A 14,581-nucleotide genomic window follows, 5' to 3' on the forward strand; every position below is an offset into this window, starting at 1 on the left:
ATGGAAAACCTGGACGCGCTCGTCGCTCAAGCTCTTGAGGCTGTGCAAAGCGCTGAAGATATCAATGCCCTGGAGCAAATCCGGGTTCACTACCTTGGCAAGAAGGGTGAATTGACTCAGGTGATGAAGACCCTGGGAAATTTGCCGGCTGAAGAGCGTCCGCAAGTCGGTGCGCTGATCAACGTTGCCAAGGAGCGTGTCACAGAGGTTCTCAATGCGCGCAAGGCGTCGCTCGAGGAGGCCGATCTTGCGGCCAAGCTCGCCGCCGAGTCCATTGACGTGACCCTGCCTGGCCGTGGCCAGGCTTCGGGCGGTCTGCATCCGATTACCCGGACTCTGGAACGTATCGAGCAGTTCTTCACTCACATCGGCTACGGCATCGCCGAAGGCCCTGAGGTCGAAGACGACTATCACAACTTCGAGGCGCTCAACATCCCCGGCCATCACCCGGCCCGGTCGATGCACGACACCTTCTATTTCAATGCGAACATGCTGTTGCGCACCCATACCTCGCCGGTACAGGTCCGCACCATGGAAGCGCAGAAGCCGCCGATCCGCATCGTCTGCCCAGGCCGTGTGTACCGCAGCGACTCCGATATCACCCACTCGCCGATGTTCCACCAGGTCGAAGGCCTGCTGGTTGATCGCGATATCAACTTCGCCGACCTCAAGGGCACCATCGAAGAGTTCCTGCGGGTGTTCTTCGAGAAAGAGTTGGCGGTGCGTTTCCGTCCATCGTTCTTCCCGTTCACCGAGCCGTCCGCTGAAGTCGACATGGAATGTGTGATGTGCAGCGGTAAAGGCTGCCGCGTCTGCAAGCAGACGGGTTGGTTGGAAGTGATGGGCTGCGGCATGGTTCACCCCAACGTGCTGCGCATGTCCGGGATCGACCCGGAAGAGTTCTCGGGCTTTGCCTTCGGCATGGGCGTTGAGCGTCTGGCCATGCTGCGTTACGGCGTGAACGACTTGCGTCTGTTCTTCGACAACGACTTGCGGTTCCTCGCGCAATTTCGCTAGTCGTAACGAATCTTTAGGAGAGCAGGATGAAATTCAGTGAACAATGGCTGCGTGGCTGGGTAAGCCCGCAGGTAAATCGCGACGAGCTGGTTGCTCGTCTGTCGATGGCCGGTCTTGAGGTCGATAGTGTTACCCCGGCTGCTGGCGTATTCAGTGGCGTGGTTGTGGGCGAGGTGCTGAGCACCGAGCAGCATCCTGACGCCGACAAGTTGCGTGTATGCCAGGTCAGCAATGGCACGGAAACCTTCCAGGTCGTGTGCGGAGCGCCCAATGTGCGTCCGGGCCTGAAGATCCCGTTCGCCATGATCGGCGCCGAACTGCCAGGTGACTTCAAGATCAAGAAAGCCAAGCTGCGCGGTGTCGAGTCCAACGGAATGCTGTGCTCCCAGGCTGAACTGCAGGTAGGCGAGGGCAACGATGGCCTGATGGAGCTGCCGGCCGACGCGCCAGTGGGCCAGGACATTCGTGCCTATTTGGAACTGGAAGACGCCAGCATCGAGGTTGACCTGACCCCGAACCGTGGCGACTGCCTGTCCCTGGCGGGCCTGGCGCGTGAAGTGGGCGCGCTGTACGACGTCCCGGTCACCCGGCCCGTGATTACCGCCGTCCCTGCGGTGCACGACGAAGTCCGCCCGATTGAGGTGCTGGCGCCAAACGCGTGTCCTCGTTACCTGGGCCGTGTGATCCGCAACGTCGACCTGTCCAAGCCCACCCCGCTATGGATGGTTGAGCGCCTGCGTCGCGCTGACGTGCGCAGCATCGACGCTGCCGTCGACATCACCAACTATGTGATGATCGAGCTGGGCCAACCACTGCACGCGTTCGATCTCGCCGAAATCAATGGCGGCATCCGTGTGCGCATGGCAGAAGAAGGCGAGAAGCTGGTATTGCTTGACGGCCAGGAAGTAACGCTACGGGCTGACACCCTGGTAATCGCCGACCATTCCCGCGCCCTGGCGATTGCTGGCGTGATGGGGGGTGAGCACAGCGGCGTGTCCTCGACCACGCGTGACATCTTCCTTGAGAGCGCATTCTTCGACCAGATCGCCATCGCTGGCAAGGCCCGTTCCTACGGCCTGCATACCGATGCGTCGCACCGTTATGAGCGTGGCGTAGACTGGCAGCTCGCCCGTGAAGCCATGGAGCGCGCCACTGGCCTGCTGCTGGACATCACCGGTGGCGAAGCCGGCCCGATTACCGAGGCCGTGAGCGAACAGCATCTGCCGTCCGTTGCACCTATCACCCTGCGCGCCAAGAGCGTCGAGCAAATGCTCGGCCTGGTGATTGAGCCTGCTGAGATTGAGCGACTTCTGTCGGCTCTCGGCCTGGGTATTTCCGCAGGCGGGGAAGGGCAGTGGCGCGTTGAAGTGCCAAGCCATCGTTTCGATATCAGCCTGGAAGTCGACCTGATCGAAGAACTTGCCCGCCTGTACGGCTACAACCGTCTACCGGTTCGTTACCCGCAAGCACGCCTGGCACCGCAACCCAAGGCGGAGGCGCGTGCACACCTGCCTGAGCTGCGTCGTCTGCTGGTTGCCCGTGGTTACCAGGAAGCCGTGACCTACAGCTTCATCGATCCGAAGCAGTTCGAACTGTTCAACCCCGGTGTCGAGCCGTTGTTGTTGGCCAATCCGATTTCTAACGACATGGCCGCCATGCGTTCGTCCCTGTGGCCAGGCCTGGTGAAAGCGCTTTCCCACAACCTGAATCGTCAGCAGGATCGCGTGCGCATGTTCGAAAGCGGCCTGCGCTTTGTCGGCCAACTGGACGGCTTGAAGCAGGAACCGATGCTGGCCGGTGTAGTGTGCGGTAGCCGTCTGCCGGAAGGCTGGGCACAAGGTCGTGATGCGGTGGACTTCTTCGACGTCAAGGCTGACGTGGAAGCCGTATTGGGTTTTGCCGGTGCATTGGGTGATTTCACCTTCGTTCCAGGCAACCACCCGGCGCTGCACCCTGGCCAGACCGCGCGTATCGAGCGCGAAGGTCGCCTGGTAGGCTTCGTCGGCGCCATTCACCCGGAACTGTCGAAAACCCTCGGCCTTGACCGTCCGGTCTTCGTCTTTGAGTTGGTCCTGGCGGAAGTCGCTTCGGGCAAGATGCCTAAATTCAGCGAGCTGTCGCGCTTCCCTGAAGTGCGTCGAGACCTGGCCCTGATCGCCGACCGCGAAGTCGCCGCCACTGCCGTCCTGGATGTAATCCGTGAAAATGCAGGGGAATGGCTGACAGACCTCAGGCTATTTGACGTCTATCAGGGTAAAGGCATTGATCCGCATAGAAAAAGCCTTGCAGTTGGCTTGACCTGGCAGCATCCATCGCGCACTCTTAATGACGATGAGGTGAACACCACGACACAAAATATCCTCACCTCGCTCGAACAAAGGTTAAACGCCACGTTAAGGAAGTGACGTATGGGGGCTTTGACGAAAGCTGAGATGGCGGAACGTCTGTACGAAGAGTTGGGTCTGAACAAGCGCGAGGCCAAGGAATTGGTTGAGCTGTTTTTTGAAGAAATCAGACACGCTCTGGAAGACAATGAACAGGTCAAATTGTCCGGTTTCGGCAATTTTGACCTGCGGGACAAACGCCAGCGGCCTGGCCGCAATCCAAAAACGGGAGAAGAAATCCCGATCACGGCTCGCCGTGTGGTCACCTTTCGTCCAGGGCAGAAGTTGAAGGCCCGAGTTGAGGCTTATGCTGGAACCAAGTCATAACGACGAGCTACCCGTCATCCCAGGCAAACGCTACTTCACCATTGGTGAAGTCAGCGAGCTATGTGCGGTAAAACCGCACGTGCTGCGCTACTGGGAGCAGGAGTTTCCTCAACTCAACCCCGTCAAGCGTACCGGGAACCGTCGGTATTATCAGCGCCAGGATGTGCTGATGATCCGACAGATCCGTGCGTTGCTGTATGACCAGGGGTTCACCATCAGCGGCGCCCGCCAGCGCATGTCCGGTGATGAAGCCAAAGACGACACCACCCAATACAAGCAACTGATCCGCCAGATGATCTCCGAACTCGAAGATGTGCTGGTGGTGTTGAAGAAATGATTCAAGCTTTTAAAATACTTCCACATTTCAAAAGCTTGCGGTATATTCCTGATCGCTTCGTTGCGAAGCGAACCCAGTAACACGCCTAGTCGGGGCGTAGCGCAGTCCGGTAGCGCACTAGCATGGGGTGCTAGGGGTCGAGTGTTCGAATCACTCCGTCCCGACCATTATTCCTGAGTAAAATCAGACAATTGAGCCGATCTAACAGATCGGCTTTTTTGTGCCTGCGCAAAATCAACGCAAAACTACCCGGTGATTTCACTGATATTCAGGTCCGGGATTGCTTCTGCCCAGATGATTTCATCGTGGTCCCGCTGGTAGTTTTTGGTCATGCCCTCGCTCGCATGACCAGTGATCTTTTGCTCATCCTTTCCGGCTTTCTCTTACAGGTGCACCGACAGAGCTCGCACTTCGTGGAAGCCTGGCATCTCCTCTTCCTTCCATCCCGCGTAGCCGCTCGCCGCCTCGCTGACCGCCTTGAACGCTCGCGTCAGATATGAGCCGGCCTAATGAATTTGGACATATCAATAGGGCGCTCTGATGGCGTCCAAACCTGATGTGTGCAGTTGCTGTTATCGACCCAGCCCGGGCATCTCTTGCGCACGACGCAACGCGACGTTGCGTCCCGGCCATATTCTCTCGAGGTGCACTGCCGCCTATGTTGTTGGCCTGGCAAACATGAATGCGAGTGACCTTCGTTGGAAGGTCACCGCTGTCGAACCTCAGGAGTCTATGGCATGGGCCTTTCTACACGTGATACAGCAGCGACGATACAAAAAGCATCAATGACAAAGGGGCTGGTGCTTCTATTTGCTTTTTGTTGCGGTGCCATCGTGGCCAACATCTATTACGCACAACCGATTATTAGCTTGATCGCCCCGGATATCGGCATGTCGAGTGGGAGCGCGAGTTTCATCGTTTCGCTGACCCAGATTGGTTATGCGCTCGGATTGTTTTTCCTGGTGCCCTTGGCGGACCTGGTAGAAAACCGTCGGCTGATGATCGCGACGATCGTGATTACGATCTTCAGCCTGGTCGCCGCCGGTTTATCCAAGCAGCCGAGTGTATTTCTAGTGGTGTCGGCACTCATCGGTTTCAGCTCAGTCTCCGTGCAGATGCTTATTCCGTTAGCGGCACATCTGGCATCAGAAGAGTCTCGCGGTCGGGTGGTTGGCGGGATTATGGGGGGCTTGCTGCTAGGGATTCTGCTGGCGCGGCCGCTGTCGAGCCTGGTTGCCGATCATTTGGGCTGGCGGGTGGTGTTTGTCGGGGCCGCCGCCTTGATGCTCGTTATCGCCATCGTGATTGGCATGACCCTGCCTAAATGGCAACCGACCCATCGTGCCTCGTACGGCCAATTGCTGATGTCCCTTGGCCAACTGTTTTGCCGCGAGCCCGTGCTGCGTCAGCGCGCGCTCTATCAAGGGCTGATGTTTGCGGCGTTCAGTTTGTTCTGGACCGCTGTGCCATTGATATTGAGTCGTGAGTTCGGCCTCACGCAAAGTCAGATTGCGATTTTCTCTCTGGTTGGCGCCATCGGTGCCATTGCTGCACCTATCAGTGGCCGTCTTGCCGATGCAGGCCATACTCGACGAGCGTCGCAGGTGGCCATGGTGCTGGGTGTATTGAGTTTCCTTCCGGCCTTCATCAATCCCTTTTACGGTGTGATTGGGTTGGCCGTCACCGGGATAGCACTGGATTTTGCAGTGCAAATGAACATGGTGCTTGGCCAGCGAGCTGTCTATGCATTGGGCACTGCCAACAGAGGCCGTCTGAATGCGTTGTACATGATCAGTATCTTTATTGGGGGGGCAATCGGTTCTTCGGTAGCCAGTTTGCTTTATGAACATGCCGGCTGGCTGGCAATTGCTGCGGTGGGAAGCGCATTGTCGCTGGTAGCTCTAGTCGTCTTCTCGGTGGTTTCTCGTCGGACCCGAACTGGCACAATGCTCAATATGAACAACGGGTGAGTCAAGGAGTGTCATGGACAAGCTGCTCGCATTGAAGATGTTCGTCCAGGCTGTGGATTCGAAGGGCTTTTCTTCTGCCGCTCGACAGTTAGGCCTGGCGACGTCTTCTGTGACTCGGATGATCGATGGGCTTGAGGCGGAACTGGGCGCTGTCTTGCTTAATCGATCCACGCGTCAAATCTCATTGTCAGATGCCGGGGCCGCCTACTACTTGAAAGCGCGGGAAGTGCTGAATGCTGTCGCCGAGGCGGATGCCTCGGTCAGTGACCGCGGGGAACTCCCTGCGGGCCATCTTCGTATTTCCGTGCCCGTAGCGCTGGGGCGTCGTCTGATTGCACCTCATATTGCCTCGCTGTTGAAGCGATACCCTCAACTTGTGTTGGACATGACGCTCTCCGATGACATCGTTGAATTACTGGGGGAGCGCGTCGATCTGGCGATTCGATTGGGATCGGCAGCCGCCATGGATGGTGTCGTCAGTCGTCCCGTCGGTCATTTCAAGCGCCGGGTGGTGGCCAGTGCCGAGTACCTGAATGCACATGGCTTTCCTGAACATCCCATGGACCTCATGCAGTACGAGTGCCTGCGTTTCAGTTACGGCCCAAAGCAACAGGTGTGGACTTTCCTGAAGGAAGGTGAGGAGACTCGAGTACCGATTGAGGGCCGCTTCAAAAGCAACAATGCCGAGGTTTTGCGTGAGGTTGCGTTGGCGGGCGGTGGAGTGGCTCTGTTACCTGACTGGCTCGTCAACGACGATATTGGCAGCGGTGATTTGACTTCATTGTTCGAGTCTTTCGTTATCAATCCGAACGATGCCAGTTCGGCCATTTCCGCACTGTATCTTCCCAATCATCGTGGCTCCAAGCGCGTCAATGCGTTTATCGATTTCATCAGCGAATTGCTAGGGCCTGAAGGCTCGTTTTCGAACGATGCTGTCAGGAGATAGCATTGAAATGCTCAAGCGCCTGCAAAACTCTATCGATATTTCCCCAGCAAAGAGGCACTGATAGACCGCGTGTACGACGAGGTATATCAGTGGGATTCCTCGTGTTCGCGTTAACGGGTTGCTGCATGAGCGCCAGGCGCTCATGAGCGTGCGCGTGGCTACCGATTCAGACGTTTCGCCGGCATCGGCTGGCTGACTTGTGGCCGAAGGGCATAAAGTCGACACCGCCCGGATCGGTCATGACTCCAGCGCCTCCTGCCAGCCACGTCGCGCCAGCGGCAGATCGAGCAAGCGCTTGCCGGTGGCATCGTTGATGGCATTGCCCAGTGCTGCGGCCATGGGGCCCTGGACGATTTCCGCCGCACCAAGAAATGGCTGATCCGGCTGATCAATCAGGTGGACCTCGACCTGTTGCGGCAAATCCGGAAAACGCATGATCGGATAGCCGCTCCAGTCGAAGCTGTGTATGCCACTGGCGTCATAGAGGATTCGCTCATAGAGCGTCCAACTGGCGGACTGCACGATGCCACCCTGGATCTGATTGAGCAGCCCGTCGGGGCTGACAATTTGCCCCACGTCGACGGCGGCGACAACGCGATCAATCGTCACCTGTCCAGTCTGGCGCTGCACATGCAACTGCACGGCGATTGCGCAGTAACCCATGATGTTTTTGTAGCGGGCAAAGGCAAAGCCGACTCCGCTGCCGGGGCCCGTTGCTTTTTGCGGCCAGCGGAACTCAGCGGCCACGCGCTCCACCACCGCCCGTGCTCGCGGATCGCTCAAGTGATTCAGGCGAAATTGTACCGGGTCGACGGTGGCCCTGGCCGCCAGTTCATCGACGGTGCTCTCGATGGCGAAGATGTTGATATGGGCACCGAGCGAACGCATGGCCGAGGTCCTGAATGGCATGGTCAGTACAAAGTTAAGATCGACCTTCAGGTTGGGGATCTCATACAACGGAACGGCATTGCGGTCGCCGTCGCCTTCGGGCTGAGCGATCGGTACCGACGGTGCCGGGGTGAAGGGATTGGCCAACAGCCACGCCGGCAACAGGCGCCCGGCGTTGACGATACGTTCGTTGTGCGGCGTACTCCAGAGTTCGTATGTCCAGTCGCGAAGCCGCCCGCTGTCGTCCAGTCCTGCTTCCACTTCGGCAAGCATGGCCGAGCTGTAGGGCTCCCAGAGATTTTCCTGTTCGCGCATCCATTGCACCCGTATCGGCTTGCCGGGAATGGCCATGGCGATCAGCGCGGCGTCGGCGGCGGCGTCATCGGCGCCGTTGTGGCCATAGCAACCGGAGCCTTCAGCGTGGATGCACCGCACCTGAGCCACCGGCAGGCCGACCATCTCGGCGATACCCGCACGCAATGGATAGACACCTTGAGAGTGGGTCCACACGGTCAGTGTGCCATCCTTGAACCAGGCCACTGCGCAGGAGGGGCCGATGGAGCCGTGCATCAGGTATTGCTTGGTCACCCGGGCCTTGTAGGCGTGTGGTGTCGGTTGCGGGAGGTCACCCTTGGCACTCACCGGGTAGCGTCGCGCCGGCAATTCGGTGAGGAGTTGATGGATGTGTGTCGAGTCGGGCAGCGGGTTACCTGCTGTCCAGCGGGCCGTGGCATAGCCCTCGCGCATTGCTTTGACCGCCAGCCATTCATCGGTGGCGACCACGGCAAGGTAGCTGCCGTTGCGGATCAGTTTCACCTCGCCGGGCAGTTTCCCGAGGGCGGCCTCGTCAATCTCCAGAAGCTGACTGCCGCGCCGGGGTGGCCGTATCACGCGGGCATGCAGCATATCGGGCAGGCGCATATCCTGCACGTAGGCTGCACCGCCGCTGACTTTGGCCGGGATGTCCAGTCGAGGCAGTGATTGGCCGATCAGGGTGAAACGGCTGGCTGGCTTGAAGGGCGAGTTGGCCGATGCAAAACGATGCAGTTGGACCCCTGCCACGGCTTGTGCGTAGGTCATGCTGCGGCCTTGCGCATCGTAGATCACCGCGTCCCGCGTGGTCAGGCTGTCGACGTTGAGGTGCCATTGCCGTGCCGCGGACTCGAGCAATAATTGACGCACCTGGGCCGCGGCGTTGAACAGCGCGGTGCCGCTGTCGACGATCGTATGGCTGCCGGCGGTATACCCTTCATTGGGGGTCAGTGCGGTGTCGGCGGTGAGAAAACGGATGAGCGTGGGCGGTACTTCCAGCCGCTCGGCGGCGATCTGCAGGAGCGCAGTTTTGACGCCAGTGCCCAGTTCCACTTTGCCGGTGTAGACGGTGATGCCATCTTTCGCATCAATGCGGATCCAGGCGTCCAGGTGAGGAGTGGCGCGCAGGCTGCCCGGCAGGTCGGGGGCGAGGATCTCTGTCCCCAAGGTGTCTACTTCAGTGTCGGCGAAGGCGCGAGGAATGGCCGGGAGCAGTGCGAACCCCATCACCAATGCGCCATTTATCATGAAGGCGCGGCGGCTCAGATCGACTTTTTGCGTTGAGGTTTTCATACCTTGCCCCCTTGCGCGATGACCGACTTGATAGCGGCGAGGATTCGCACATGGGTGCCGCAGCGGCACAAGTTGGGTGCCATGTGGCGACGGATCGTTTCATCGTCCGGATGGGGGTTGGCTTCCAATAGCGCCTGTGCGCGGACGATCATTCCGGCGATGCAATAGCCGCACTGGGCCGCCTGTTCCTCGATAAAGGCTTTCTGCAAGGCACCCGGTTGGTCAGCGCTGCCGAGGCTCTCGACCGTGCGCACCGATTTGCCCGCCAGCGCACCGCAGGGCGTCAGGCAGGAAAACACCGGTTTGTCGTTCACTAGCACCGTGCAGGCGCCACATTGACCCAGACCGCAGCCGTATTTGGCGCCGTTGAGCCCCACTTGATTGCGCAAGGCATACAGCAGGGGCATGTCGTCCGCGATGTCCAGTTCGTGAGTCTTGCCGTTGATATCGAGTGTGATCACGGTTGCTGCTCCTGAGCCCGAATGCTTTTGATGGTCTTATCGAGATCCGTCCAGGGACGGTTCGCGCAACTTTGGTTGCGCAAGTACTCGGCAAGTGCAGCCACATGGGTGTCGTCCAGGCTAGGGGCGAAGGCAGGCATGTAGTGGCTGGAAGCGGCGCTGGACATGGGGATGCCCTGCAGGATGGTCTGGATCAAATTGCGTGGCGAGTCCTCCATCACCGCCGAGGTGTTCGCCAGCGCCGGCCGCGATTCAATGACGCGCATCGGCGCCGCGCCGCCGTGGCAACTCGCGCAGGCGCCGTCGAACAATGAGGCGCCCATAAGTGCTCTGGCGCTGGGCTTGACCCCAGAAGTGCAGGGCGGCGATGGGGCATCCGATGAGGTTTTCTTGAGGTCGAGAATGTACTGCGCGATGGCATGGGCATCTTCCGTCGGCAATTGCGCGATGCTCAGACTGACCGGCAACATCGGGCCCGCTGCTGCGCCGTGTCCTTCGGCGACCTCGCCCGTCAGATAGGCGACCAACTGGGCTTCGTTCCAGGGGTGTTGCGCCTCGGTCATTCCGCGCAGGGCAGGGGCTGTCCAGCCGTCGACGACACCACCGTTGAACCGTTCGCTGCTTTTTTCCCCGCCAATCAGATTCAGGGGCGAATGGCAGGATGAACAATGTCCCGCTCCCTCGACCAGGTAGCGTCCGCGGTTCCATTGTGCTGACTGGTTGGGAAGTGGCTCCAGCGGATCTCCATGCAGGAACAACAAGTTCCAGAAGGACACCAGCGGACGGAAGTTCATGGGGAAGACCATATGGTTCTGCGGCGCGGTGTATGTGATCGGGTCCACGCTCATCAGGTAGGCATAGGCGTCGGCGATATCGGCGTCGCTCATCTTTCGATAATGCACGTAGGGGAACGCCGGATAGAGGAAATGGCCGTCACGCGCGATGCCTTCACGCATGGCCCGTTCAAAGGCGTCCAGCGACCACTTTCCGATACCGGACTCCGGGTCCGGTGTAATGTTGGTGGTGAAGAGGGTTCCGAAAGGCGTTACCAGCGGCAAACCGCCGGCCATGTAGGCGCCTCCTGGCCGTGTGTGACAGACCGCACAGTCTCCGGCTTCGACGACGCGGCGGCCTCTGTCCAGGGTTTCGCGATCGGCATTCAGGGGCTGGCTGACCGTGGCAATTTCCGGCCTCCACATCATCCAGAACGCAAACCCTAACCCCACGACGCCGATCGCCAGAACGACACCGATGATCGTTTTGCGCTTCATCGCCTTACCTCTCGAGCTGAATTAACGACAGATTTTTCAATCCGCCGCGTGCGATGGGCGTACGGCGATTTTCCATGACGTGAGCTTAGAGAGGGCGCTTGTGATGGAGTACCCCATCAAGGCGCAACGCTACATTGCGCCAGGCGCAACGGTGACCGAATCAACAACCGTTAACTCGCGCAGCGTGCGCCTGTGTCCAAAGACAGGCGCTCAAGGACCGTGGCGCGCCGAAGGCGTGATCGGCGCATCGTTGCGTTTTGCGAAAAGCTACGTTGTGCAACCGACGGATTCTCTGGCGGCGCTCCGGCCCCTACCTTGGGGGGGGGAAACACTCAACCACGGAGACCGTCATGAGTTTGCACTCATCCACAATTCAAGTGACTTACGACTTCATCTGCCCATGGTGCTGGATCGGTGAGGAACATCTCGAACGCGCTCTGGCTGCTTCGGGTTTATCAACGGACCGCCCCATCGGCTTCCTGCCTTATCAGTTGAACCCTGACATGCCCGTTCAAGGCATGGATCGCAAAGTCTATCGCTCTGGCAAATTCGGCAGTTGGGCACGTAGCCAGGCGATGGACGCACAGGTCACCCACGCGGGTAAGGCGGTCGGGCTTGAGTTCGATTACGAGCGAGTCAAAAAAACGCCCAACACCCTGGCCGCGCATCGGTTGGTATGGCGCGAGCAACAGGCGGGTCGAGACGCGTCGACGCTGGTCAAGGCCATTTTCAAGGCGTACTTCGGCGAGGGGCGGGATATCGGCGACCTCACGATACTGGCCGACATCGCCGCCGAAACCGGGCAGGACCGAGCGGTTATTGTCGACTTTCTCAAGTCCGATGAAGGCACGGCTGAAGTCTTGAAGCTCGAAGCCCAAACCAAGGCATCCGGTGTGCGCTCGGTGCCCAGCATTCAGATCGCAGATGACGTGATCAGTGGCGCCCAGCCCGTCGAAATAATGACCCGGATACTGAAACGAAGCGAAGCCGCTTAAGGCGTTTTTCCAATCCCTATTCATTCAGGAAATCATCATGACTCATCACTTGTTCAGCCCGATCAAACTTGGCCAACTCACCCTCAAGCACCGCGTCGCCATGGCGCCTCTGACTCGTTCGCGGGCGGGGCAACCTGGCAACGTACCGACATCGATGAACGTCGAGTACTACCGTCAGCGTGCCAGTGCCGCATTGATCATTACCGAGGCTACGCAGATTTCGCAGCAGGGCCAGGGTTACGCCTGGACCCCCGGCATCCATAGCGACGAGCAGATCCAGGGCTGGAAGGCGGTCAGCGAGGCCGTGCACGCAGAAGGCGGGCGCATTTTCCTGCAGCTCTGGCATGTGGGGCGAGTGTCGCACCCGGTGTTCCAGCCCAACGGCGGCTTGCCGGTGGCGCCCACCGCGCAACCGGTACCCGGCAAGACCTTCATACTCAATGAAGAGGGCGAGGGCGTATGGGGTGATGTACCTGTCCCTCAAGCGCTGGACATTCCAGGAATCGAAGCGATCGTTGCCGACTTCCGCAAGGCCGCTCGCAACGCGATCCTGGCGGGTATGGACGGTGTGGAAATTCACGCCGGCAATGGTTACCTGCTCGACCAATTCATCAACAGCGCCAGCAATCAGCGAAGTGATCGCTACGGTGGAAGTATCGAAAACCGTGCCCGGTTGCTGCTTGAAGTCGTGGACGCCGTGACCGCGCAAGTAGGCGCCGAACGCGTAGCTGTCCGCCTGACACCGATGGGACGTTTCATGGGGATGGGCGATGACACCCCGGAACAAACCTTTGGCTACATCGCATCCCGGCTCAATCACTGGAATCTCGCGTACCTGCACCTGGTAGAACCGATGATGGTTGGCACAGTGCTCGATGAAAGTAACGACCCACGCTGGGACGCGATCATCAAGCAACTGCGTAATGACTTCCACGGCGTTCTGATGTTGGCGGGAGGCTACTCCGGCGAAACGGCCGAACAGGCCATTGCGCAGGGCCGTGCGGACCTCATCGCGTTTGGTCGCCCGTTCATTGCCAACCCCGACTTACCGGCTCGCTTGCGCGGTCGCAACGAACTCAACGTGGCTGACGGCAACAGCTTTTTTGGTGGCGACGCCAAGGGGTACATCGACTATCCGGTGTTGGCATAACGCAACGCTAAACCGCAGCCGGGGAAATCACCCGGCAACGAGGAGAAAGGTAATGAAGCGTTCAGGTGTTCCGAAGGCCTTGGTCATTGGTGGTTCCCTGGGAGGGCTGTTCGCCGCCACGGCGTTGCGCGCGATTGGTTGGCAGGTCGATATTTACGAGCGATCCCCTGCGGCGATGGACAGTCGTGGCGGGGGCATCGTTTTGCAGGCGGATGTCCTGCACCATTTTCGCTATGCGGGCATTCATCCGGCAGGTGCGCTCGGCGTCCGGTCCCATGATCGTCTCTATCTGGATCGAGTCGGTAGCATCGTGCATAAAGAGCCGATGCCGCAAACCCAGACGTCCTGGAATACGTTATACAGCGCATTATTTTCTGCGTTTCCTGCCGAGCATTATCACCGTGGCAAGACGTTGGTGGATCTGACCCAGAATGAGCACAGGGTGACTGCGACTTTTGCAGATGGCGGCAGTGCAGAGGGTGACCTGCTGATTGGTGCCGATGGCGCGGGTTCAACCGTACGAAGCATGGTGCTGCCTGGAGCGGTACCTACTTATTCGGGGTATGTGGTGTGGCGTGGGCTGGTCGATGAAGAGCAACTTCCAGACTTCGCCAAAACGCAGCTTTACGAGGACTTTGTTTTTCAACAGGACCCTGAATCGCTGATGCTGGAATACATGGTCCCGGGCGTGAATGGCTCCGTTAATCCTGGCGAGCGTCGGTTCAATTGGCTGTGGTATTTGAAAGCTGCACAAGGGCCGGAACTGGACGCTGTGCTCACTGACCGCAATGGCCATCGGCGTAGTCACTCCATTCCACCCGGGGCCTTGGCCACGGGGCAGGATGCTTACATTCGGGAAATGGGTGAGCGGCAGGCGAACCCGGCTTTTCGGGAACTGATTCGCCAGACCAAGGATATTTTTGTGCAGGCGATCCTTGATCTCAACGTCCCGCAAATGGTGTTTGGCCGTGTGCTGTTGACGGGGGATGCCGCTTTTGTGCCGCGTCCTCATACCGCCGGAAGCACGGCCAAGGCCGCCCGCAATGCACTGTCCCTGGCGCAAACAATCGATGACAGCGGCGACCTCGATCATGCACTGCTGGCCTGGCAGCGACAGCAACTTGCAGAAGGCAAGCGCATGGCGGATTGGGGAGTGAATATGGGCAATCGGATCATGGGCATCGCGCAAGCCTGATGGGTGCGGTTCACACCGGCCAACCTGTACCTGCC

General features: G+C 59.1%; 12 protein-coding genes, 1 tRNA gene and 1 pseudogene. 10 read left to right on the forward strand and 4 right to left on the reverse strand.

Going from position 1 to position 14,581, the window contains the following annotated elements; translation table 11 throughout:
• The 5 genes from pheS (at position 1) to A7317_RS19855 (ending at position 4,232) form a co-directional block, all read left to right on the forward strand.
• On the forward strand, positions 1-1,017 hold the full coding sequence (gene pheS, locus A7317_RS19835) for a phenylalanine--tRNA ligase subunit alpha (protein ID WP_069076656.1): 1,017 nt from the start codon (positions 1-3) through the stop codon (positions 1,015-1,017).
• Positions 1,018-1,043: 26 nt separating this feature from the next.
• A complete protein-coding gene (pheT, locus tag A7317_RS19840) occupies positions 1,044-3,422 on the forward strand; it encodes a phenylalanine--tRNA ligase subunit beta (RefSeq protein WP_069076657.1) in 2,379 nt (792 codons plus the stop codon).
• Positions 3,423-3,425: 3 nt separating this feature from the next.
• Positions 3,426-3,728, forward strand: a complete 303-nt coding sequence (ihfA, locus tag A7317_RS19845) for an integration host factor subunit alpha (RefSeq protein WP_002553164.1) — start codon at positions 3,426-3,428, stop codon at positions 3,726-3,728.
• Positions 3,709-4,065, forward strand: coding sequence for a MerR family transcriptional regulator (locus A7317_RS19850; protein ID WP_003174972.1), 357 nt, complete (start codon positions 3,709-3,711; stop codon positions 4,063-4,065). The genes ihfA and A7317_RS19850 overlap by 20 nt, the downstream gene beginning before the upstream one ends.
• 90 nt (positions 4,066-4,155) lie before the next feature.
• Positions 4,156-4,232, forward strand: a tRNA-Pro gene (locus tag A7317_RS19855).
• Positions 4,233-4,310: 78 nt separating this feature from the next.
• Here A7317_RS19855 and A7317_RS31175 read toward each other — a convergent pair.
• Positions 4,311-4,562: pseudogene (locus A7317_RS31175) on the reverse strand (integrase); the annotation flags it as partial.
• A gap of 240 nt (positions 4,563-4,802) precedes the next feature.
• On the opposite strand from A7317_RS31175, the gene A7317_RS19860 reads away from it, so the two are divergent.
• Positions 4,803-6,035 (forward strand): MFS transporter, encoded by a 1,233-nt coding sequence (locus tag A7317_RS19860; RefSeq protein WP_024076460.1) that lies wholly within the window; start codon positions 4,803-4,805, stop codon positions 6,033-6,035.
• A 13-nt stretch (positions 6,036-6,048) separates the two neighbouring features.
• Entirely contained in the window at positions 6,049-6,981 is a 933-nt protein-coding gene (locus A7317_RS19865) for a LysR family transcriptional regulator (protein ID WP_069076658.1), read from the forward strand.
• 237 nt (positions 6,982-7,218) lie between these two features.
• Here A7317_RS19865 and A7317_RS19870 read toward each other — a convergent pair whose 3' ends face one another.
• From A7317_RS19870 to A7317_RS19880, 3 genes are read right to left on the reverse strand one after another with little or no spacing between them, the layout of a single operon-like run.
• Positions 7,219-9,474 carry a xanthine dehydrogenase family protein molybdopterin-binding subunit gene (locus tag A7317_RS19870; protein ID WP_069076659.1) on the reverse strand — a complete coding sequence of 752 codons (2,256 nt, stop codon included), beginning with the start codon at positions 9,472-9,474 and terminating at the stop codon, positions 7,219-7,221.
• Positions 9,471-9,935 (reverse strand): (2Fe-2S)-binding protein, encoded by a 465-nt coding sequence (locus tag A7317_RS19875; protein WP_024076457.1) that lies wholly within the window; start codon positions 9,933-9,935, stop codon positions 9,471-9,473. The genes A7317_RS19870 and A7317_RS19875 overlap by 4 nt, the downstream gene beginning before the upstream one ends.
• Complete coding sequence (locus tag A7317_RS19880; protein WP_069076660.1) at positions 9,932-11,206, reverse strand: c-type cytochrome; 1,275 nt, start codon at positions 11,204-11,206, stop codon at positions 9,932-9,934. The genes A7317_RS19875 and A7317_RS19880 overlap by 4 nt, the downstream gene beginning before the upstream one ends.
• Before the next feature lie 350 nt (positions 11,207-11,556).
• Between A7317_RS19880 and A7317_RS19885 the strand changes: the two genes are divergently transcribed.
• Genes A7317_RS19885 through A7317_RS19895 form a run of 3 tightly spaced genes read left to right on the forward strand, consistent with a single transcriptional unit; the run spans position 11,557 to position 14,546 of the window.
• Complete coding sequence (locus A7317_RS19885; RefSeq protein WP_024076455.1) at positions 11,557-12,201, forward strand: DsbA family oxidoreductase; 645 nt, start codon at positions 11,557-11,559, stop codon at positions 12,199-12,201.
• A gap of 37 nt (positions 12,202-12,238) precedes the next feature.
• A complete protein-coding gene (locus A7317_RS19890) occupies positions 12,239-13,351 on the forward strand; it encodes an alkene reductase (protein ID WP_069076661.1) in 1,113 nt (370 codons plus the stop codon).
• A 52-nt stretch (positions 13,352-13,403) separates the two neighbouring features.
• A complete protein-coding gene (locus A7317_RS19895; protein ID WP_069076662.1) occupies positions 13,404-14,546 on the forward strand; it encodes an FAD binding domain-containing protein in 1,143 nt (380 codons plus the stop codon).
• The last annotated feature ends 35 nt before the right edge of the window (positions 14,547-14,581 follow it).

The sequence above is a fragment of the Pseudomonas fluorescens genome, assembly GCF_001708445.1.
Lineage (GTDB): Bacteria > Pseudomonadota > Gammaproteobacteria > Pseudomonadales > Pseudomonadaceae > Aquipseudomonas > Aquipseudomonas gorinensis.